Annotated in this window: 17 protein-coding genes; 14 read left to right on the top strand and 3 right to left on the bottom strand. The window is 63.4% G+C overall.

The features are described from left to right. Positions 1-24: 24 nt before the first annotated feature. The 11 genes from K2O50_RS02185 (at position 25) to K2O50_RS02135 (ending at position 13,931) form a co-directional block, all read left to right on the top strand. A complete protein-coding gene (locus K2O50_RS02185; protein ID WP_050703518.1) occupies positions 25-2,835 on the top strand; it encodes an LPS-assembly protein LptD in 2,811 nt (936 codons plus the stop codon). After that, on the top strand, positions 2,816-4,135 hold the full coding sequence (locus tag K2O50_RS02180; protein ID WP_052896494.1) for a peptidylprolyl isomerase: 1,320 nt from the start codon (positions 2,816-2,818) through the stop codon (positions 4,133-4,135). The genes K2O50_RS02185 and K2O50_RS02180 overlap by 20 nt, the downstream gene beginning before the upstream one ends. After that, positions 4,132-5,121, top strand: a complete 990-nt coding sequence (gene pdxA, locus K2O50_RS02175; RefSeq protein ID WP_050703516.1) for a 4-hydroxythreonine-4-phosphate dehydrogenase PdxA — start codon at positions 4,132-4,134, stop codon at positions 5,119-5,121. Before K2O50_RS02180 ends, pdxA begins: the two co-directional genes overlap by 4 nt. After that, positions 5,118-5,918, top strand: coding sequence for a 16S rRNA (adenine(1518)-N(6)/adenine(1519)-N(6))-dimethyltransferase RsmA (gene rsmA / locus K2O50_RS02170; RefSeq protein WP_050703515.1), 801 nt, complete (start codon positions 5,118-5,120; stop codon positions 5,916-5,918). Before pdxA ends, rsmA begins: the two co-directional genes overlap by 4 nt. Before the next feature lie 116 nt (positions 5,919-6,034). Then, the gene (gene apaG / locus K2O50_RS02165) at positions 6,035-6,415 is read left to right on the top strand and encodes a Co2+/Mg2+ efflux protein ApaG (protein WP_050703514.1); all 381 of its coding nucleotides are present in this window, start codon (positions 6,035-6,037) and stop codon (positions 6,413-6,415) included. Then, a complete protein-coding gene (locus K2O50_RS02160) occupies positions 6,415-7,272 on the top strand; it encodes a symmetrical bis(5'-nucleosyl)-tetraphosphatase (RefSeq protein WP_050703513.1) in 858 nt (285 codons plus the stop codon). The genes apaG and K2O50_RS02160 overlap by 1 nt, the downstream gene beginning before the upstream one ends. A 13-nt stretch (positions 7,273-7,285) precedes the next feature. Then, a complete protein-coding gene (gene glpE / locus K2O50_RS02155) occupies positions 7,286-7,615 on the top strand; it encodes a thiosulfate sulfurtransferase GlpE (RefSeq protein WP_050703512.1) in 330 nt (109 codons plus the stop codon). Between the two features lie 282 nt (positions 7,616-7,897). Then, positions 7,898-9,820: a PrkA family serine protein kinase gene (locus K2O50_RS02150; protein ID WP_050703511.1), complete on the top strand. Its 1,923-nt coding sequence runs from the start codon at positions 7,898-7,900 to the stop codon at positions 9,818-9,820. 119 nt (positions 9,821-9,939) lie between these two features. Further along, positions 9,940-11,211: a YeaH/YhbH family protein gene (locus K2O50_RS02145; protein ID WP_050703510.1), complete on the top strand. Its 1,272-nt coding sequence runs from the start codon at positions 9,940-9,942 to the stop codon at positions 11,209-11,211. After that, positions 11,208-12,776, top strand: a complete 1,569-nt coding sequence (locus K2O50_RS02140; RefSeq protein ID WP_050703509.1) for a SpoVR family protein — start codon at positions 11,208-11,210, stop codon at positions 12,774-12,776. The genes K2O50_RS02145 and K2O50_RS02140 overlap by 4 nt, the downstream gene beginning before the upstream one ends. Before the next feature lie 57 nt (positions 12,777-12,833). Continuing rightward, positions 12,834-13,931 (top strand): hypothetical protein, encoded by a 1,098-nt coding sequence (locus K2O50_RS02135; protein WP_050703508.1) that lies wholly within the window; start codon positions 12,834-12,836, stop codon positions 13,929-13,931. Between the two features lie 109 nt (positions 13,932-14,040). Here the strand turns inward: K2O50_RS02135 and folK are convergent, their stop codons facing one another. Both folK and folB read right to left on the bottom strand, forming a co-directional pair. After that, positions 14,041-14,550 carry a 2-amino-4-hydroxy-6-hydroxymethyldihydropteridine diphosphokinase gene (gene folK / locus K2O50_RS02130; protein WP_050703507.1) on the bottom strand — a complete coding sequence of 170 codons (510 nt, stop codon included), beginning with the start codon at positions 14,548-14,550 and terminating at the stop codon, positions 14,041-14,043. Continuing rightward, the gene (gene folB / locus K2O50_RS02125) at positions 14,541-14,897 is read right to left on the bottom strand and encodes a dihydroneopterin aldolase (protein WP_050703506.1); all 357 of its coding nucleotides are present in this window, start codon (positions 14,895-14,897) and stop codon (positions 14,541-14,543) included. The genes folK and folB overlap by 10 nt, the downstream gene beginning before the upstream one ends. A 74-nt stretch (positions 14,898-14,971) precedes the next feature. Between folB and plsY the strand changes: the two genes are divergently transcribed. Beyond that, a complete protein-coding gene (gene plsY / locus K2O50_RS02120; protein ID WP_050703505.1) occupies positions 14,972-15,541 on the top strand; it encodes a glycerol-3-phosphate 1-O-acyltransferase PlsY in 570 nt (189 codons plus the stop codon). A 25-nt stretch (positions 15,542-15,566) separates the two neighbouring features. Here plsY and tsaD read toward each other — a convergent pair whose 3' ends face one another. Next, positions 15,567-16,592 (bottom strand): tRNA (adenosine(37)-N6)-threonylcarbamoyltransferase complex transferase subunit TsaD, encoded by a 1,026-nt coding sequence (gene tsaD / locus K2O50_RS02115; protein ID WP_050703504.1) that lies wholly within the window; start codon positions 16,590-16,592, stop codon positions 15,567-15,569. Between the two features lie 205 nt (positions 16,593-16,797). On the opposite strand from tsaD, the gene rpsU reads away from it, so the two are divergent. Both rpsU and dnaG read left to right on the top strand, forming a co-directional pair. Then, positions 16,798-17,013, top strand: a complete 216-nt coding sequence (rpsU, locus tag K2O50_RS02110; protein ID WP_003255575.1) for a 30S ribosomal protein S21 — start codon at positions 16,798-16,800, stop codon at positions 17,011-17,013. A 281-nt stretch (positions 17,014-17,294) separates the two neighbouring features. After that, positions 17,295-19,283: a DNA primase gene (dnaG, locus tag K2O50_RS02105; RefSeq protein WP_050703503.1), complete on the top strand. Its 1,989-nt coding sequence runs from the start codon at positions 17,295-17,297 to the stop codon at positions 19,281-19,283. Positions 19,284-19,330: the final 47 nt, after the last annotated feature.

Here is a 19,330-nt window from a genome sequence, read left to right as displayed (position 1 = left end):
ACGCAGGAAGCCCGGACTAATAAGATGGCATTGAAATCCCCCGCGTTTCGTAGAAAGTTTCCATTGCTGGTGACAGGCGGTCTGCTGGCCCTGCAACCCCTGGCCACGTCGTACGTGGTGGCGGCCGAGCAGTTCGACTGCCAAGTGTCCGCCGCCGGTGGCTGGGACTGCAAGCCCAAGACCTCCGCCAACCTGCCTCCGCGCCCGGTACATCCGGGCGCTGCCGCTGCCAGCTCGGGTGCCGAAGCGCCTGGCGAAGCCGCCGCGACCGAGGCCGAGAAGCCGATGCTGGTCACCGAGGCCAAGGGCCGCGGCCTGAAATCGCGCAGTGAAGACTACAGCCACCTGGACTGGGTCCCGCGCGAGAAGCTCACCGCTGCGCAGCTGGCCGAGACCGGCCCGTATTGCGGCGGCGCCTACATCGAGCCGACCCGCCCGGGCATGAACGACTCCACACCCAAGGACGAGTCGCCCACCTACATCAACGCCAAGGTCTCCAAGTACCAGCAGGAGCAGCAGATCGCCACCCTCGCCGGTGACGTGGTCATGCGCCAGGGCAGCATGCAGGCCGAGGCCGACGAAGCCAACCTGTACCAGGCCGAGAACCGGGGCGAGCTCAAGGGCAACGTCAAGATCCGCGACAACGGCTCGCTGGTGGTCGGCGACGAGGCGCAGATCCAGCTCGACACCGGCGAAGCCCGGGTCGACAACGCCGAATACGTGATGCACAAGTCGCACATCCGCGGCAACGCGCTGTACGCCAAGCGCGCCGAGAACGCCATCATCCGCCTCAAGGACGGTACCTATACCACCTGTGAGCCGGGCAGCAACGCGTGGCAGCTCAAGGGCAACAACATCACCCTTAACCCGGCCACCGGCTTCGGCACCGCGACCAACGTGACGCTGCGGGTCAAGGATTTCCCGGTGTTCTACACACCGTACATCTACTTCCCGATCGACGACCGTCGCCAGTCCGGCTTCCTGCCGCCGTCGTTCAGCTCCAGCAGCGACACCGGCTTCATGCTGGTCACGCCGTACTACTTCAACCTGGCGCCGAACTACGACGCCACGTTGTACCCGCGCTACATGGCCAAGCGCGGCATGCTGATGGAAGGCGAGTTCCGCTACCTGACTAAGTCCAGCGAAGGTCAGTTCGGCGGCGCTTTCCTGAACGATCAGGACGATGACCGCAAGAAGCAGACGGACTACAAGAAAGACCGCTGGATGGTCAACTGGCAGCACAAGGGCGGGTTGGATGAACGCCTGATGGCCGAGGTGGATTACACCGATATCAGTGATCCGTTCTACTTCCAGGACCTGGAAAGCGACCAGATCGGCATCAAGACCCAGGACATCGTGAACCAACAGGGCGCGCTGACCTATCGGGGCGACAGTTATACCGCACGCCTGAATGTGCAGGCCTACGAGATGGCGACCATTTCGCAGATCACCCCGTATAACCGTCTGCCACAACTCAACCTTAACGGGATGCTGCCCTTCCACCCAGGTGGATTGGACTTCAGCTACGAGTCCGAGGCAGTACGTTTTGATCGCGACCTGAAGAATGACTTCGTTCTAGACAAGGACGGCAACCCAGATGCTTCCGCAGGTCTTCCAGGCCGCCGGTTGGACGAAAACGTGTTCGGTATTGCCCGCGCCAACGGCACCCGCCTGAATCTCGCCCCCTCGATGAGTTTGCCTCTCGAGGCCAGCTACGGCTTTTTCAAGCCTAAGCTCAAGTACTCTTATACACATTACGACCTTGACCTCGACAGCAAGGGCAAGAACGACGTAGCCGACAACCCTGGCATGCGCACGCTGTACGGCGACTACAAGAGCAACCAGAACCGCGATATTCCAATTTTCAGTATCGACAGCGGCCTGTACTTCGACCGCAACACCCAGCTGTTCGGAACGAATTATCGCCAGACCTTGGAGCCACGCCTCTTTTATCTCTACGTTCCGTACAAGGATCAAACCGACATCCCGATCTTCGACAGCGGCGAGAATACGTTCAACTATGCCTCTCTGTTCCGGGATAATCGTTTCAGTGGGATCGATAGGATCGGTGACGAGAACAAGCTGTCGCTGGGCGTGACCAACCGCTGGGTCGAAGACAACGGTTTCCAGCGCCAGCGTTTCAGCATCGGCCAGGCACTCTACTTTAAAGATCGCAAGGTACAGTTGCCAGGCATCGACTACCGCACCAGGGCGGACAGCAAGTCGGATGTTTCGCCTTATGCGCTGGAATATGAGTACGCATTCAATCGCGATTGGCGCTTCAACTCGGACTTCAACTGGGATCCGGACTCCCGCAGTACTCGCTCGGGTAGCGCCATGTTCCACTACCAGCCTGAAGACAACCCGAACAAGGTCGTCAATCTCGGCTATCGCTACCGGAACGACCTGATCACCTACGACGCTCAAACCGGTAACTGGCGAGTCGGCGGCGGTGACTATGGCACTCCGGGAACCCCGGGTTACATCAAGGATTACTACAAGATCCAGCAGCACGACTTCTCGGTCATCTGGCCAATCGTGCCGCAATGGAGCGTCATTGCCCGCTGGCAACATGACTACAACCGCAACCGCACCTTGGAAGCGATGGGCGGCTTTGAATATGACAACTGCTGCTGGAAACTGCGTCTGATCAACCGCTACTGGATCGATTATGACGATTTCAGCCAAGCTGTACCGGAAAACGAAAAAGGCGACCACGGGATCTTCTTGCAGATCGTGCTCAAGGGGCTCGGTGGTGTAGTCGGCAACAAGGTCGAATCGTTCCTGGACCAAGGCATTCAAGGTTACCGTACACGTGAAGAGCAAGCTTATTGATCGTCTGCGCCCGCTGATGCTGGGCGCCGCAATGCTGAGTGGCGCGGTGCATGCCGCGGTGCAACCCATCGACCGCATCGTGGCCACCGTCGACAATGACGTGGTCATGCAGAGCCAGCTGGACCAGCGCGTGCGCGAAGTGCAGCAGACCATCGCCAAGCGTGGCGGTGGCGTGCCGCCTGCCGCCGCCCTGCAGCAGCAGGTACTGGAGCGCCTGATCGTCGAGAACCTGCAACTGCAGATCGGCGAGCGCTCGGGTATCCGCATCACCGACGAAGAACTGAACCAGGCCGTCGGCACCATTGCCCAGCGCAATGGCATGTCGCTGGAGCAGTTCCGCGCCGCCCTGGCCCACGACGGCCTGTCGTACGACGATGCCCGCGAGCAGATCAAGCGCGAGATGGTCATCAGCCGCGTGCGCCAGCGTCGCGTGGCCGAGCGTATCCAGGTGTCCGAGCAGGAAGTGAAGAACTTCCTCAACTCGGACCTGGGCAAGATGCAGATGTCGGAAGAGTACCGCCTGGCCAACATCCTCATCCCGACGCCGGAAGGCGCCAACTCGGAAGCCATCCAGGCCGCCGCCCGCCAGGTCGGCGATGTCTACCAGCAACTCCGGCAGGGCAAGGACTTCGGCCAGATGGCCATTGAACGCTCCGCCAGCGAGAACGCCCTGGAAGGCGGCGAGATGGGCTGGCGCAAGGCCGGCCAGTTGCCACCCGACTTCGCCAAGATGCTCAGCAGCATGGCCATTGGCGATATCACCCAGCCGATCCGCATCCCCAACGGCTTCATCATCCTCAAGCTCGAGGAGAAGCGTGGCGGCAGCGAGAGCATCCTGCGCGACGAAGTGCATGTGCGCCACATCCTGATCAAACCGAGCGAGATCCGCAGCGAAGCCGCCACCGAGCAACTGGCCGAGCGCCTGTACGATCGGATCCAGAATGGTGAAGACTTCGCCGAACTGGCGAAGAGCTTCTCGGAAGACCCGGGCTCTGCGCTCAACGGTGGCGACCTCAACTGGGTCGACCCGAACAGCCTGGTGCCGGAGTTCCGCGAGCAGATGGCCAACGCCCAGCAAGGCGTGGTGACCAAGCCGTTCAAGACCCAATACGGCTGGCATGTGCTGGAAGTGCTGGGCCGCCGCGCCACCGACAGCACCGAGCAGGCGCGCGAGCAGCAGGCCATGAACGTCCTGCGCAACCGCAAGTACGACGAAGAGCTGCAGAACTGGCTGCGCCAGATCCGCGACGAAGCCTACGTTGAAATCAAGCTGCCTGGCGCCGACCAGGCCGCCCAGTGAAGCCCCAGCGCTTCGCCGTCACGCCCGGCGAGCCGGCCGGCATAGGTCCCGACCTGTGCCTGCTGCTCGCCGCCGAGGCCCAGCCCCACCCCCTGATCGCCATCACCAGCCGTGACCTGCTCGCCGAGCGGGCCGCGCAGCTGGGGCTGGCCGTCAGCCTGCTGCCCGTCACCCCTGACAGCTTCCCCAGCCTGCCAGCCCCCGCCGGCAGCCTGTACGTCTGGGACACGCCACTGGCCAACCCAGTGGCGGCCGGACAGCTGGACAAGGCCAACGCCGCGTTCGTGCTGGAGACGCTGACCCGGGCCGGCCAGGGCTGCCTCGACGGGCAGTTCGCCGGGATGATCACCGCCCCCGTGCACAAGGGTGTGATCAACGAGAGTGGCATCGCCTTTTCCGGGCACACCGAATTCCTCGCCGACCTCACCCACACCGCGCAAGTGGTGATGATGCTGGCCACCCGAGGATTGCGCGTGGCCCTGGTGACCACCCACCTGCCCCTGCGCGATATCGCCGACGCCATCACCGGCGAACGCCTGGAGCGCGTCACCCGCATCCTGCATGCGGACATGCGCGACAAGTTCGGCATCGCCAGCCCACGCATCCTGGTCTGCGGGCTCAACCCGCATGCCGGAGAAGGCGGCCACCTGGGCCGCGAAGAAATCGACATCATCGAGCCGGCGCTGCAGCGCCTGCGCGCCGAAGGCATGGACCTGCGCGGTCCACTGCCGGCCGATACCCTGTTTACCCCCAAATATCTGGAGCACTGCGACGCGGTGCTGGCGATGTACCACGACCAAGGCCTGCCCGTACTCAAGTACAAGGGCTTCGGCGCTGCGGTCAACGTGACGCTGGGCCTGCCGATCATCCGTACCTCGGTCGACCACGGCACCGCCCTGGACCTGGCCGGCACCGGCAGGATCGACACCGGCAGCCTGCGCGTCGCATTGGAAACCGCCTACCAGATGGCCGAGAACCGACCATGACCGAGCACTACCAACACCGGGCGCGCAAGCGCTTCGGCCAGAACTTCCTGCACGACGCCGGAATCATCGATCGCATCCTGCGGGCGATCAACGCCAAGGCCGGCGAACACCTGCTGGAGATCGGCCCGGGCCAGGGCGCCCTGACCGAGGGCCTGCTGGGCAGCGGCGCACAGCTGGACGTGGTGGAGCTGGACAAGGACCTGGTGCCGATCCTGCAGCACAAGTTCGCCGGGCGCGGCAACTTCCGCCTGCACCAGGGCGATGCCCTGAAGTTCGACTTCAACCAGTTGGGCGTGCCTGAGCGCAGCCTGAAAGTGGTCGGCAACCTGCCCTACAACATCTCCACCCCGCTGATCTTCCACCTGCTCAGCCATGCCGGGCTGATCCGCGACATGCACTTCATGCTGCAAAAGGAAGTGGTCGAGCGCATGGCTGCAGGCCCGGGTGGCGGTGACTGGGGCCGTTTGTCGATCATGGTGCAGTACCACTGCCGGGTCGAGCACCTGTTCAACGTTGGCCCTGGCGCCTTCAACCCGCCGCCGAAAGTGGACTCGGCCATCGTCCGCCTGGTGCCGCACGAAGTGCTGCCACACCCGGCCAAGGACGCGCGACTGCTGGAGCAGGTGGTACGCGAGGCGTTCAACCAGCGCCGCAAGACCCTGCGCAACACCCTGAAAGGCCTGCTCGACAGCGCGGCCATCGAAGCTGCCGGCGTCGATGGCAGCCTACGCCCCGAGCAGCTGGACCTGGCCGCCTTCGTGCGCCTGGCTGACAAACTGGCCGAACAGCAGGCCTGACCAAGTGCCCGCTCCCTCCGTGGGAGCGGGCTTGCCACGCGATCAGGGATAACTGGCCTCCACCCCCGCCAATGGCCTAGACTGCGTTATTGCGTCAGTTCGCCCAAGGCCCTTGCATGTCCGACCCCCGCTATCAGATCGACGTCAGCGTCGTGACCCGCTACCTCAAAGACCAATCCGATCCCGAAAGCAGCCGTTTCGCCTTCGCCTACACCATCACCGTGCAGAACAACGGCACGGTCAAGGCCAAGCTGATGTCCCGCCACTGGCTGATCACCAACGGTGACGGCGAGGTCGAGGAAGTGCGCGGCGCCGGCGTGATCGGCCAACAGCCGCTGATCGAGCCCGGTCAGAGCCACACCTACAGCAGCGGCGCGGTCATCAGCACCCGCGTCGGCACCATGCAGGGCAGCTACCAGATGTTCGCCGAGGACGGCAAGCGCTTCGACGCCACGATCGCCCCGTTCCGCCTGGCCGTGCCCGGGGCCCTGCACTGATGGCCACCTACGCGGTCGGCGACCTGCAAGGCTGCCTGCAACCGCTCAAGTGCCTGCTCGAACGCGTACGCTTCAACCCGGCGGTCGACCGCCTGTGGCTGGTGGGCGATCTGGTCAACCGCGGCCCCGAGTCCCTCGAGACCCTGCGCTACCTGTATTCGATCCGCCATGCGCTGGTCTGCGTGCTGGGCAATCATGACCTGCACCTACTGGCGGCGTGGCACAACGTCGAGCGCCTGAAGAAAAGCGACACCCTGCGCGAGATCATCGAGGCCCCGGACGCCGACCAGCTGTTCGACTGGCTGCGCCAGCAGAAGCTGCTGCACTACGACGAGGCCCGCAGCATCGCCATGGTCCATGCTGGCATTCCACCGCAATGGACCCTGGGCAAGGCGCTGGAGCTCGCTGCAGAGGTCGAGGAAGTACTGCGCGACGACGGCCGCCTGAAGCTGTACCTGGACGGCATGTACGGCAACGAGCCGAACAAGTGGAGCAAGGACCTGGCCGGCGTCGAGCGCCTGCGGGTGATCACCAACTACTTCACCCGCATGCGCTTCTGCACCGCCGCCGGCAAACTCGACCTCAAGACCAAGGAAGGCGCCGACAGCGCCCCCAAGGGCTACAAGCCGTGGTTTGCCCACTCGGACCGCCGCTCGCGCCATGTGAAGATCATCTTCGGCCACTGGGCCGCCCTCGAAGGCCGCGTTGATGTGCCCGGCGTGATCGCCCTGGACACCGGCTGCGTCTGGGGCGGCGCGATGACCCTGTACAATGTCGACAGTGGTGATTTCCACCGCTGCGACTGCACCCGCGAGGGCACCCCGCGCCCGCCGGCTCCACTCAACGAACACCCCTGAAGGAACCGCACCCATGAGCGAATTCAAGCGCATTACCCCCGAGCAAGCCCTCGCCCTGCGTGCGCAAGGTGCAGTCGTGGTCGACATTCGCGACCCGCAAGCCTATGCCGCCGGGCATATTGCCGGCGCCACTCATCTGGATAATCACTCGGTCGCCGATTTCATCCGCAACGCCGACCTGGACGCGCCTACACTGGTTGTCTGCTACCACGGCAATTCCAGCCAGAGCGCCGCCGCCTACCTGGTCGGCCAGGGCTTCTCCAACGTCTACAGCATCGACGGTGGCTTCGAGCTGTGGCGCAACACCTACCCGGCGGAAACCGCCCAGGGCAGCGCCGAATAATTTTTTCATTTTTCCTCCAGCCCGCGCTTGGCGCGGGCTTGCGCCCGACCTGACGAACGGTCGCAGGCGTCTTCTCGGCTCCCCGCCCTTGACCTTGCGTATAACCAACTATCCTTAAGCCCAGGCCATCCAAAAAAGGGGAGAGCCGGTACACCGGCGTGCGGGTCATCGGTAGCGTTCCAAGGTGTTCTGGGGGGTATACAGCAATCGGCGAGCCCGGTTGCATGCCAGCATCAGCTGACTGATCCGGCGTCGTCTCCACGTATCGAGCGAGGTGACGTCATGAGCATTTTTAGCCACTTCCAACAACGTTTCGAGTCCACCCGCCAGGAAGAACTTTCGCTGCAGGAGTACCTCGAGCTGTGCAAAGAGGATCGCAGCGCCTATGCCTCGGCGGCCGAGCGGCTGTTGCTGGCCATCGGCGAACCAGAGCTGATCGACACCTCAAGCAACTCCAGGCTGTCGCGGATCTTCTCCAACAAGGTGATCCGCCGCTATCCGGCCTTTGCCGACTTCCATGGCATGGAAGAGTGCATCGACCAGATCGTCTCCTACTTCCGCCACGCCGCCCAAGGCCTGGAAGAGAAGAAACAGATCCTCTACCTGCTGGGCCCGGTGGGCGGCGGTAAATCGTCGCTGGCCGAGAAACTCAAGCAACTGATGGAAAAGGTGCCGTTCTACGCCATCAAGGGCTCGCCGGTGTTCGAATCGCCCCTGGGCCTGTTCAACGCCGCCGAGGACGGCCAGATCCTCGAAGAGGAATACGGCATCTCGCGCCGCTACCTCAATACCATCATGTCGCCCTGGGCCACCAAGCGCCTGCAGGAGTTCGGCGGCGACATCAGCAAGTTCAGGGTGGTCAAGCTCTACCCGTCCATCCTCAACCAGATCGCCATCGCCAAGACCGAGCCGGGCGACGAGAACAACCAGGACATCTCGGCCCTGGTGGGCAAAGTGGATATCCGCAAGCTCGAGGAATTCCCGCAGAACGACGCCGACGCGTACAGCTATTCGGGCGCGCTGTGCCGGGCCAACCAGGGCCTGATGGAATTCGTCGAGATGTTCAAGGCGCCGATCAAGGTCCTGCACCCGTTGCTCACCGCCACCCAGGAAGGCAACTACAACAGCACCGAGGGGCTGGGCGCGATCCCCTACTCCGGGATCCTGCTGGCCCACTCCAACGAATCGGAGTGGCACACCTTCCGCAACAACAAGAACAACGAGGCCTTCATCGACCGGATCTACATCGTCAAGGTGCCGTACTGCCTGCGCGTCAGCGACGAGATCAAGATCTATGACAAGCTGCTGATCAACAGCTCCCTGGCCAAGGCGCACTGCGCGCCTGACACGCTGAAGATGCTGGCCCAGTTCACCGTGCTCTCACGCCTGAAAGAGCCCGAGAACTCCAACATCTACTCGAAGATGCGCGTGTACGACGGCGAGAACCTCAAGGACACCGACCCGAAAGCCAAGTCGATCCAGGAGTACCGCGACGCCGCGGGCGTCGACGAGGGCATGAACGGCCTGTCGACCCGCTTCGCCTTCAAGATCCTCTCCAAGGTGTTCAACTTCGACCCTCACGAAGTGGCGGCCAACCCGGTGCACCTGTTGTATGTGCTGGAGCAGCAGATCGAGCAGGAGCAGTTCCCGGCCGAGGTGCGCGAGCGCTACCTGCGCTACCTGAAGGAATACCTGGCGCCGCGCTACATCGAGTTCATCGGCAAGGAGATCCAGACCGCCTACCTGGAGTCCTACAGCGAATACGGCCAGAACATCTTCGACCGCTATGTGCTGTACGCCGACTTCTGGATCCAGGACCAGGAATACCGCGACCCGGAAACCGGCGAGATCCTCAACCGCATCGCCCTCAACGAGGAGCTGGAGAAGATCGAGAAGCCGGCCGGCATCAGCAATCCGAAGGACTTCCGCAACGAGATCGTCAACTTCGTGCTGCGCGCCCGGGCCAACAACAACGGCAAGAACCCCAGCTGGCTCAGCTACGAGAAGCTGCGGGTGGTGATCGAGAAGAAGATGTTCTCCAACACCGAGGACCTGCTGCCGGTCATCAGCTTTAACGCCAAGGCCAGCAAGGAGGATCAACAGAAGCACAACGACTTCGTCACCCGGATGGTGGAGCGTGGCTACACCGACAAGCAGGTTCGACTGCTGTCGGAATGGTACCTGCGGGTCAGGAAATCGCAATAAGGCGACACGCTACACGCCGTGCGTCCGAGGCTGGCATTGCCGGCCCGGACGGCGGCGGCTGCTTTTACGTGCAGCTCGTAGCTTGAAGCGTGCAGCTGTTCCCAGCTACCGGAGGGACCATGAGCTACGTAATCGACCGACGCCTGAACGGCAAGAACAAGAGCACGGTCAACCGCCAGCGCTTCCTGCGGCGTTACCGTGAACACATCAAGAAGGCCGTCGAAGAGGCCGTGAGCCGCCGCTCCATCATGGACATGGAGCATGGCGAACAGATCAGCATCCCGGGTCGCGACATCGACGAACCCGTGCTGCACCACGGTCGCGGCGGCAAGCAGACCATCGTCCACCCCGGCAACAAGGAATTCACCGCCGGCGAACACATCGCCCGGCCACAAGGTGGCGGCGGTGGCGGTGGCCGCGGCAAGGCCGGCAACTCCGGCGAGGGCATGGACGACTTCGTGTTCCAGATCACCCAGGAAGAATTCCTCGAGTTCATGTTCGAGGACCTGGAGCTGCCCAACCTGGTCAAGCGTCACCTGACCGGGGCCGACACCTTCAAGACCGTGCGCGCAGGCATTGCCAACGAGGGCAACCCGTCGCGCATCAACATCGTCCGCACCCTGCGCTCGGCCCATGCCCGGCGCATCGCCCTGACCGGCAGCAGCCGTGCCCTGTTGCGCGAGGCGCAGAAGGAGCTGGACCGGCTCAAGGTCGAGGAACCGGACAACTTCACCGACATCCAGGACACCGAGACCGAGATCGAACGCCTCAAGGCGCGCATCAACCGCCTGCCGTTCCTCGACACCTTCGACCTGAAGTACAACCTGCTGGTCAAGCAGCCCAATCCCAGCTCCAAGGCAGTGATGTTCTGCCTGATGGACGTGTCCGGCTCCATGACCCAGGCCACCAAGGACATCGCCAAGCGCTTCTTCATCCTGCTGTACCTGTTCCTCAAACGGAACTACGACCGCATCGAGGTGGTGTTCATCCGCCACCACACCAGCGCCCGCGAAGTGGACGAGGAAGAGTTCTTCTACTCCCGCGAAACCGGCGGCACCATTGTCTCCAGCGCGCTCAAGCTGATGCAGGAGATCATGGCCGAGCGCTACCCGGCCAGCGACTGGAACATCTACGCCGCCCAGGCCTCGGATGGCGACAACTGGAACGACGACTCGCCGATCTGCCGCGACATCCTCGCCAACCAGATCATGCAGCACGTGCAGTACTACACTTACGTCGAGATCACCCCACGCGAGCACCAGGCGCTGTGGTACGAATACGAGCGCATCGGCGAGGCGTTCCCCGACACCTTCGCCCAGCAGCAGTTGGTATCGGCCGGCGACATCTACCCGGTCTTCCGTGAACTCTTCCAGCGCAGGTTAGCCACATGACCGCCAGAGAGCAGAGACGCCAGCCCATTTCCACCGGCTCCGAATGGACGTTCGAGCTGATCCAGACCTACGACCGCGAGATCAGTCGCCTGGCCGCCCGCTACGCCCTGGACACCTACCCCAACCAGATCGAAGTGATCACCGCCGAGCAGATGATGGACGCCTACGCCTCGGTGGGCATGCCGCTGGGCTATCACCACTGGTCCTACGGCAAGCAGTTCCTCAGTACCGAGAAGTCCTACAGCCGTGGCCAGATGGGCCTGGCCTACGAGATCGTGATCAACTCCGATCCGTGCATCGCCTACCTGATGGAAGAGAACACCATGTGCATGCAGGCACTGGTGATCGCCCACGCCTGTTACGGCCACAACAGCTTCTTCAAGGGCAACTACCTGTTCCGCACCTGGACCGATGCCAGCTCGATCATCGACTACCTGGTGTTTGCCAAGCAGTACATCGCCCAATGCGAGGAGCGCCACGGCATCGATGCCGTCGAGGACCTGATCGACTCCTGCCACGCCCTGATGAACTACGGCGTGGACCGCTACAAGCGCCCCTACCCCATATCCGCCGAGGAAGAGCGGCGTCGGCAGAAGGAGCGCGAGGAGCACCTGCAACGGCAGATCAACGACCTCTGGCGCACCATCCCCAAGGGCGCCGAAAAAGGCGGCGAGAGAGACGACGCGCGCTTCCCGGCCGAGCCCCAGGAGAACATCCTCTACTTCATCGAGAAGCACGCCCCGCTGCTGGAGCCCTGGCAGCGCGAAGTGGTGCGCATCGTGCGCAAGATCGCCCAGTATTTCTACCCGCAGCGCCAGACCCAGGTGATGAACGAAGGCTGGGCGACGTTCTGGCACTACACCCTGATGAACGACCTGTACGACGAGGGGCTGATCACCGAAGGCTTCATGATGGAGTTTTTGCAGTCGCACACCAGCGTGGTGTTCCAGCCAGGCTTCGACAGCCCGTACTACAGCGGCATCAACCCCTATGCCCTGGGCTTTGCCATGTACACCGACATCCGCCGCATGTGCGAGCACCCCACCGAGGAGGATCGCCGCTGGTTCCCGGATATCGCCGGCAGCGACTGGCTGTCGACGATCAAGTTCGCCATGAGCAGCTTCAAGGATGAAAGCTTCATCCTGCAGTACCTGTCACCCAAGGTGATGCGCGACCTCAAGCTGTTCAGCATCCTCGACGACGACCAGCGCGACGACCTGCTGGTGCCGGCGATCCATGACGAGGACGGCTACCGCACCATCCGCGAGCAGCTGGCCGCGCAGTACAACCTGGGCAACCGCGAGCCCAACGTGCAGATCTGGAGCATCGACCGGCGCGGCGACCGCTCGCTGACCCTGCGTCACCAGCAGCACAACCGCAAACCCCTGGGCGACTCCACCGAGGAGGTGCTCAAGCACCTGCACCGCCTGTGGGGCTTCGACATCCACCTGGAGACCGTGCAGGGCGACCAAGTGATGAAGACCCATCACATGCCACCGCGCAGCGAGCACAGCGAGACCGGCGACTACGGACGCATGGACCTGGCCGTGGTACACCACCTGTAGCCAGCAACCTCCATTTTTGCCGACAAGGTATCCTGTCGGCAGAAATGGAGGTTTCACATGCAGATCTACAAGGTTGGCGGCGCCGTGCGCGACCGCCTGCTGGGCCGTCCGGTCAGCGACGTCGACTGGCTGGTGGTTGGCGCCACCGTCGAACAGATGCAGGCCCAGGGATTTCGCCCGGTCGGGGCCGATTTCCCGGTGTTCCTGCACCCAAAGACCGGTGAGGAATATGCCCTGGCCCGTACCGAGCGCAAAAGCGGTCGTGGTTATGGCGGTTTCACCTTTCATGCCAGCCCCGAAGTCACCCTCGAAGAAGACCTGGTGCGTCGCGACCTGACCATCAATGCCATGGCCGAGGACGAACACGGCGCGCTGCACGATCCCTATCACGGCAAGGTCGATCTCGAACAACGGATCCTGCGCCATGTTTCCCCGGCATTCGCCGAAGATCCTTTGCGAGTGCTGCGTGTTGCCCGCTTTGCGGCGCGCTATGCACCTCTGGGTTTCGAGGTTGCCGATGAAACCCTGGCCCTCATGCGCCAGATCGCCGAGTCGGGCGAACTGCAGGCGCTTACTGCCGAACGCAGCTGGAAGGAGATCGAGCGGGCATTGATGGAAAGCGAGCCCCAGGTGTTCATCGAGGTGCTGCGCAGTTGCGGCGCGCTGAACGAGCTGATGCCAGAGCTGGCGCACGGCGCCGATACACTGGCTGCGCTGCACCAGGCGGCCAGCCACCAGCAATCACTGCCGGTGCGCTGGGCATGCCTGCTGCGCGGATTGGAGCCAACGGCGATCAAGGCACTCAACCAGCGCTTCAAGGTCCCACGCGAATGCCAGGAACTGGCGGTGCTGGTGGGAGAGTTCGCCGAATGCGCCGATGAAGCCTGGGCACTGGAGCCGTCGAGCCTGCTGGAGCTGCTGCAGAAGTTCGATGTGTATCGACGACCGCAACGTTTCGAGGAGTTCATCGCCGCGTGCGAGATGGCTGCACCAGACTCGGATTACCCTCAGGGCATTTACCTGCGGGGAGCTGCTGAAGCAGCGCGGGCTGTGGAAGTGAAGTCACTGGTAGAGAAAGGACTGACCGGAAAGGCCTTGGGAGACGCACTAAAAGACAAACGGCTGAAGGCGCTCGAAGCATACAAATCAGCTTGATCTGCCGCCGCCATTCGCGGGTAAACCCGCTCCCACAGGTTTTCACCGCCTTCAACAGCGGCGCGATACCTGTGGGAGCGGGTTTACCCGCGAAGAAGGCGGTACCGGCTTACATCAGGGTCAGCTGCAAGCCCCGCCATTCGAACGGCACTGGCGCCAGTACCTGTTCAATGCTCGCCTCGCGCCACAGCTGCCCCACGGACTTGCCCACGCCCGGATGCACCAGCTCCGGCGCCAGCAACGACAACGGCCAGAGCACGAAGGCGTTCTTCAAGATCTCCGCCCGCGGCAACACCAGACCATTGAACGTGCCACACAGGTCATCGAACATCAGTACATCGATATCCAGCGGCAGCCCCTTGCGATCCGGGGCGTAGCGGCCGTTTTCGGCCTCGATGAACTTGAGCCGGCGGTCGAGTTCCAGCAGTGGCAGGTCGGTGCGTCCGCGCACCACCAGGTTGTAGAACGGGCCGCTCTTGATTCCCACGGCCTGGCTCTCGAACACTGCGGAGCAGTGCATGTCACTGAGCATGCCAGCCAACGCATCAAGCCCCGCACACAAGTGCCGCTCGCGGTCGATGTTGCTGCCCAGCCCGAGATAGACGGTACTCAAAGACATCCGCGCTCGATCTCCACGCCTACACCGCCACGGGCCGCAGGCACCGCACCCGGCTTGGTCAGCTTCAGGCGCACCCACGGGATGTTGAACTCGTCCATCAGCACCGCCACCAGACGCTCGGCGAAAGTCTCCACCAGCTCGAAGCGCGCCTGCTCGGCGAAGGCCTGGACCCGCGCCGAGACACTGGCGTAGTCCAGCGCCAGCGACAGGTCGTCACCGGCCGCCGCCGGGCGGTTGTCCCAGGCGAAACTCAGGTCCAGGCGCAGGCACTGGCGAATATCCCGCTCCCAGTCATAGGCACCGATGACGGTATCGACTTCCAGGCCTTCGATGAACACTCTGTCCAAGCACTTCTCTCCACAGCACGACAAGGGCGACGGGCGCCGTTAGAATCAGGGCGTCCTCGCCCGGAATAGTTAGCATGTTTTGGTCACTGGCGCTGCTTGCCTACCTGCTCGGCTCTCTGTCCTTCGCCATCGTCCTGAGCCGCCTCAGCGGCAGCCCCGACCCGCGCTCCAGCGGCTCGGGCAATGCCGGCGCGACCAACATGCTACGCCTGGCCGGCCGCAAACTGGCGATCCTGACGCTGCTCGGCGACCTGTGCAAGGGCATGTTGCCAGTACTGCTGGCACGCCTGGCCGGGCTCGACCAGCAGGAGCAGGCCTGGGTCGGCATCTGCGCGGTGCTTGGCCACCTGTTCCCGGTGTACTTCCGCTTCCAGGGCGGCAAGGGCGTGGCCACTGCCGCCGGCATGCTCATGGCGTTGTACTTCCCCGCCGCGCTCCTGGCCATCGGCGCCTGGCTGCTGACCTTCTACCTCACTCGCACCAGCTCGCTGGCGGCGCTGATCGCCACGCCATTGACGCTGCCGCTGCTGGCCTGGCGCGAACCCGAAGCACTGCTGCCGATGACTGTGTTGACGATCCTGATCGTCTGGCGCCACCGCAACAACCTGCGCGACCTGTTCGCCGGGCGCGAACGCCATTTCTGAGGCGTGGGCATAAGCCCGGCGCCTCTCACACCGCAGGCAACTGCTCCATCGGCCAGCGCGCCTGCACGCTGATGGCCAGGTCCTGCTGCTGCCCGGCCAACAGGCGCTGGCAACCGGCGTAGGCGATCATCGCACCGTTATCGGTGCAGAACCGTGGACGTGCGTAATAGACGTTGCCCTTGAGGCTGGCCAGCATCTCTTCCAGCGAAACACGCAAGGCCTTGTTGGCGCTCACGCCACCGGCGATGACCAGGCGCTTGAGGCCGGTCTGCTTGAGCGCGCGCTTGCACTTGATGGTCAGAGTCTCCACCACCGCCTGCTGGAACGCCAGCGACACGTCGCAACGGGTTTGCTCGTTGTCGTCCCCAGCGTCGCGGCATTGCTGCCAGGTGTTCAGGGCGAAGGTCTTGAGGCCGCTGAAGCTGAACTGCAGGCCCGGCCGGTCGCACATCGGCCGCGGGAACACGAACCGCCCGGGCGTGCCTTGCTCGGCCAGGCGGGCGATCTCGGGGCCACCCGGATAATTGAGGCCGATCAGCTTGGCGGTCTTGTCGAAAGCTTCGCCAGCGGCGTCGTCCAGGCTCTCGCCCAGCAGCGCGTACTGGCCGATGCCATCGACGCGCACCAGCTGGGTATGCCCACCGGACACCAACAAAGCGACGAACGGAAATTCCGGCGGCTGCTCCTCGAGCATCGGCGCCAATAGGTGGCCTTCCATATGGTGCACGCCGATCGCCGGGATATCCCAGGCGAACGCCAGCGCCTGGGCGCAGGAAGCACCCACCAGCAGTGCACCCACCAGGCCAGGACCCGCGGTGTAGGCGATCGCGTCGATCTCGGTGGCGACGCAGTCGGCTTCCTGCAGCACCTGGCGGATCAGCGGCAGCATGCGCTTGACGTGATCGCGCGAGGCGAGCTCGGGCACCACGCCGCCATAGACGCGGTGCAGGTCGATCTGGCTGAACAGCGCGTCGGCCGCCAGGCCGCGCTCACTGTCGTATAATGCGACGCCAGTTTCGTCGCAGGATGTTTCCAATCCCAGTACTAGCATGGGTCCGTGCCTTGTCGAGGCTGAATTCGAAGGCGCGCATGATAGTCCCCGTGTCCGGTGCCGACCAGCGGTTTTCGATCAGAGGCTTTGCATTCCGGCCAGCTAAGGGTTAACATCCGCAACCCTTGAAAACCGACGTTCTCCAGCACACCTTATGTTTTGCCAGGAGCACGTCTACCCCGGTAATGAATTAAGGTAGCCCTGGATGCCAGCCGTCAAAGTTAAAGAGAACGAACCCTTCGACGTAGCTCTGCGTCGTTTCAAGCGCTCCTGCGAAAAAGCCGGTGTACTGGCTGAAGTTCGTAGCCGCGAGTTTTACGAGAAGCCGACCGCCGAGCGCAAGCGCAAAGCCGCTGCCGCTGTAAAGCGTCACGCCAAGAAGGTTCAGCGCGAACAGCGCCGCGCCGTTCGTCTGTACTAAGTACAGCCGTTCTACGCAAAGCTTCTGCCATGCCCGGCCTCGTGCCGGGCTGATGGCAGCGGTCGCTTCAAACCCTTGGCCATGCGCCTTGGGCGCCCCGGCAAAAGCCATGGGCAACCCGCATCAACGCGTCAGAACTGGTCCCCGACCAGGCGTGCACGTCCTTTCTGACGAGCCCTTCATGGGCTGGTGACGAGCACACTCCTCTTCCTGCGAGATACCCCACGCCAAACCCGCGCACAAGCGTTTAGACTTGCCAGCTGCCAGATGACGAGACTGCCATGGCCGGGCTGATTCCCCAGAGCTTCATCGATGACCTTCTCAACCGCACCGACATCGTCGATGTGGTGAGTTCGCGCGTCCAGCTGAAGAAGACCGGCAAGAATCTCTCCGCCTGCTGCCCGTTCCACAAGGAAAAGAGCCCCTCCTTCACCGTCAGCCCCGACAAGCAATTCTACTATTGCTTTGGCTGCGGCGCCGGCGGCAACGCGCTTGGCTTCATCATGGACCACGACAACCTGGACTTTCCCCAGGCGGTCGAGGAACTGGCCCGCGCAGCCGGCATGGAAGTACCCCGGGAAGAAGGCCGCCGCGGACAGAAGCCACGCCAGCCAACCGATTCACCGCTGTACCCGCTGCTGGAGGCAGCCAGCGAGTTCTACCGCCAGGCCCTGCGCGGCCATGCCACCCGCAAGGCGGCGGTGGACTACCTCAAGGGTCGAGGCCTGTCCGGCGAGATCGCCCGCGACTTCGGCCTGGGCTTCGCCCCGCCGGGTTGGGACAACCTGCTCAAGCACCTGGGCGCCGACTCGCTGCAGCAGAAAGTGATGATCGACGCAGGCCTGCTGATCGAGAACGCCGAGAGCGGCAAGCGCTACGACCGCTTCCGCGACCGGGTGATGTTCCCGATCCGCGACAGCCGTGGCCGGGTCATCGCCTTCGGCGGCCGCGTGCTGGGCGACGACAAGCCCAAGTACCTGAACTCCCCGGAAACCCCGGTGTTCCACAAGGGCCAGGAGCTGTACGGCCTGTACGAGGCGCGCAAGCACAACCGCAACCTTGACGAGATCATCGTGGTCGAAGGCTACATGGACGTCATCGCCCTGGCCCAGCAGGGCCTGCGTAACGCGGTGGCCACCCTCGGTACGTCCACCAGCGAAGAGCACCTCAAGCGCCTGTTCCGCGTGGTGCCCAGCGTGCTGTTCTGCTTCGACGGCGACCAGGCCGGGCGCAAGGCCGCCTGGCGCGCCCTGGAGGCGACCCTGTCGAGCCTGCAGGACGGCCGCCGCGCGCGCTTCCTGTTCCTGCCCGAGGGTGAAGACCCGGACAGCCTGGTGCGCGCCGAAGGCACCGACGCCTTCCAGGCCCGCCTCAACCAGCACGCCCAACCGCTTGCCGACTACTTCTTCGAGCAGCTGAGCAACGAGGCCGACCCGCGCTCGCTGGAAGGCAAGGCGCACATGGTCACCCTGGCCGCACCGCTGATCGAAAAAGTGCCGGGCGCCAACCTGCGCCAGCTGATGCGCAACCGCCTGAAGGACATCACCGGGCTCGACCCGCAGCAAATGGAACAGCTGGCGCAGAGCGTGCCGACGCCCAGCGTGCCGGACTACGACCCCGGTTACGACTACGACGCCATGGCCAGCTACACGCCGGACCATGGCGACCTGCACTACCAGCCCGAGTATGCCCCGCAGCAGCAGGAGCAACGCCCCTGGACGCCGAACAAGGGCGGCGGCAAGAAGCAGTGGGACGGCAAGCCGTGGGATAAAAAAGGCGGCAAGCCCTGGCAGCGCGACGGCCAGCGCGGCGAAGCCCCGCCACGGGTGCCGGCGCCAGTCGAGCCGCCGACGCTCTCGGCCCTGCGCACCCTGCTGCACCACCCATTGCTGGCCGGCAAGGTCGAGGACGCCAGCCACTTCGCCGACGAAGAGCAGCTGTACAGCCAGCTGCTGGTGGCGCTGATCGAGGCCGCGCAAAAGAATCCTAAGCTAAGCTCTATGCAGTTGATCGCACGCTGGCACGGCACCGAACAGGGCCGCCTGCTGCGCGCCCTGGCGGAAAAGGAATGGCTGATCGATGCCGATAACCTTGAACAACAGTTTTTCGACACTATAACTAGTTTGTCCGCCCGCCAACGCGAGCGCAGCCTGGAACATCTGCTCAGGAAAGCACGTCTAAGTGAACTGAGCACAGAGGAGAAATCTCAGCTGCTCGCCCTGCTGAGCCGCAATGTTCCCGCACAAAACCCGACCTCATCTGGCGCGTGAGGTCCAGGTTCGGGTATAATCCTCGGCTTGTTTTTTGCCCGCCAAGA

Source organism: Pseudomonas sp. 2hn, from assembly GCF_019646095.1.
Lineage (GTDB): Bacteria > Pseudomonadota > Gammaproteobacteria > Pseudomonadales > Pseudomonadaceae > Aquipseudomonas > Aquipseudomonas peradeniyensis.
This window is presented reverse-complemented; position numbering and strand designations above follow the sequence as displayed.

Bases quoted from the DNA above. Each gene is read 5' to 3' on its own strand.
- dnaG (WP_050703503.1), top strand. From the start codon at position 17,295: ATGGCCGGGCTGATTCCCCAGAGCTTCATCGATGACCTTCTCAACCGC.
- K2O50_RS02160 (WP_050703513.1), top strand. From the start codon at position 6,415: ATGGCCACCTACGCGGTCGGCGACCTGCAAGGCTGCCTGCAACCGCTC.
- rsmA (WP_050703515.1), top strand. From the start codon at position 5,118: ATGACCGAGCACTACCAACACCGGGCGCGCAAGCGCTTCGGCCAGAAC.
- tsaD (WP_050703504.1), bottom strand. From the start codon at position 16,592: ATGCTAGTACTGGGATTGGAAACATCCTGCGACGAAACTGGCGTCGCA.
- K2O50_RS02145 (WP_050703510.1), top strand. From the start codon at position 9,940: ATGAGCTACGTAATCGACCGACGCCTGAACGGCAAGAACAAGAGCACG.
- apaG (WP_050703514.1), top strand. From the start codon at position 6,035: ATGTCCGACCCCCGCTATCAGATCGACGTCAGCGTCGTGACCCGCTAC.
- K2O50_RS02140 (WP_050703509.1), top strand. From the start codon at position 11,208: ATGACCGCCAGAGAGCAGAGACGCCAGCCCATTTCCACCGGCTCCGAA.
- K2O50_RS02185 (WP_050703518.1), top strand. From the start codon at position 25: ATGGCATTGAAATCCCCCGCGTTTCGTAGAAAGTTTCCATTGCTGGTG.
- K2O50_RS02150 (WP_050703511.1), top strand. From the start codon at position 7,898: ATGAGCATTTTTAGCCACTTCCAACAACGTTTCGAGTCCACCCGCCAG.
- plsY (WP_050703505.1), top strand. From the start codon at position 14,972: ATGTTTTGGTCACTGGCGCTGCTTGCCTACCTGCTCGGCTCTCTGTCC.
- folK (WP_050703507.1), bottom strand. From the start codon at position 14,550: ATGTCTTTGAGTACCGTCTATCTCGGGCTGGGCAGCAACATCGACCGC.
- rpsU (WP_003255575.1), top strand. From the start codon at position 16,798: ATGCCAGCCGTCAAAGTTAAAGAGAACGAACCCTTCGACGTAGCTCTG.
- glpE (WP_050703512.1), top strand. From the start codon at position 7,286: ATGAGCGAATTCAAGCGCATTACCCCCGAGCAAGCCCTCGCCCTGCGT.
- K2O50_RS02135 (WP_050703508.1), top strand. From the start codon at position 12,834: ATGCAGATCTACAAGGTTGGCGGCGCCGTGCGCGACCGCCTGCTGGGC.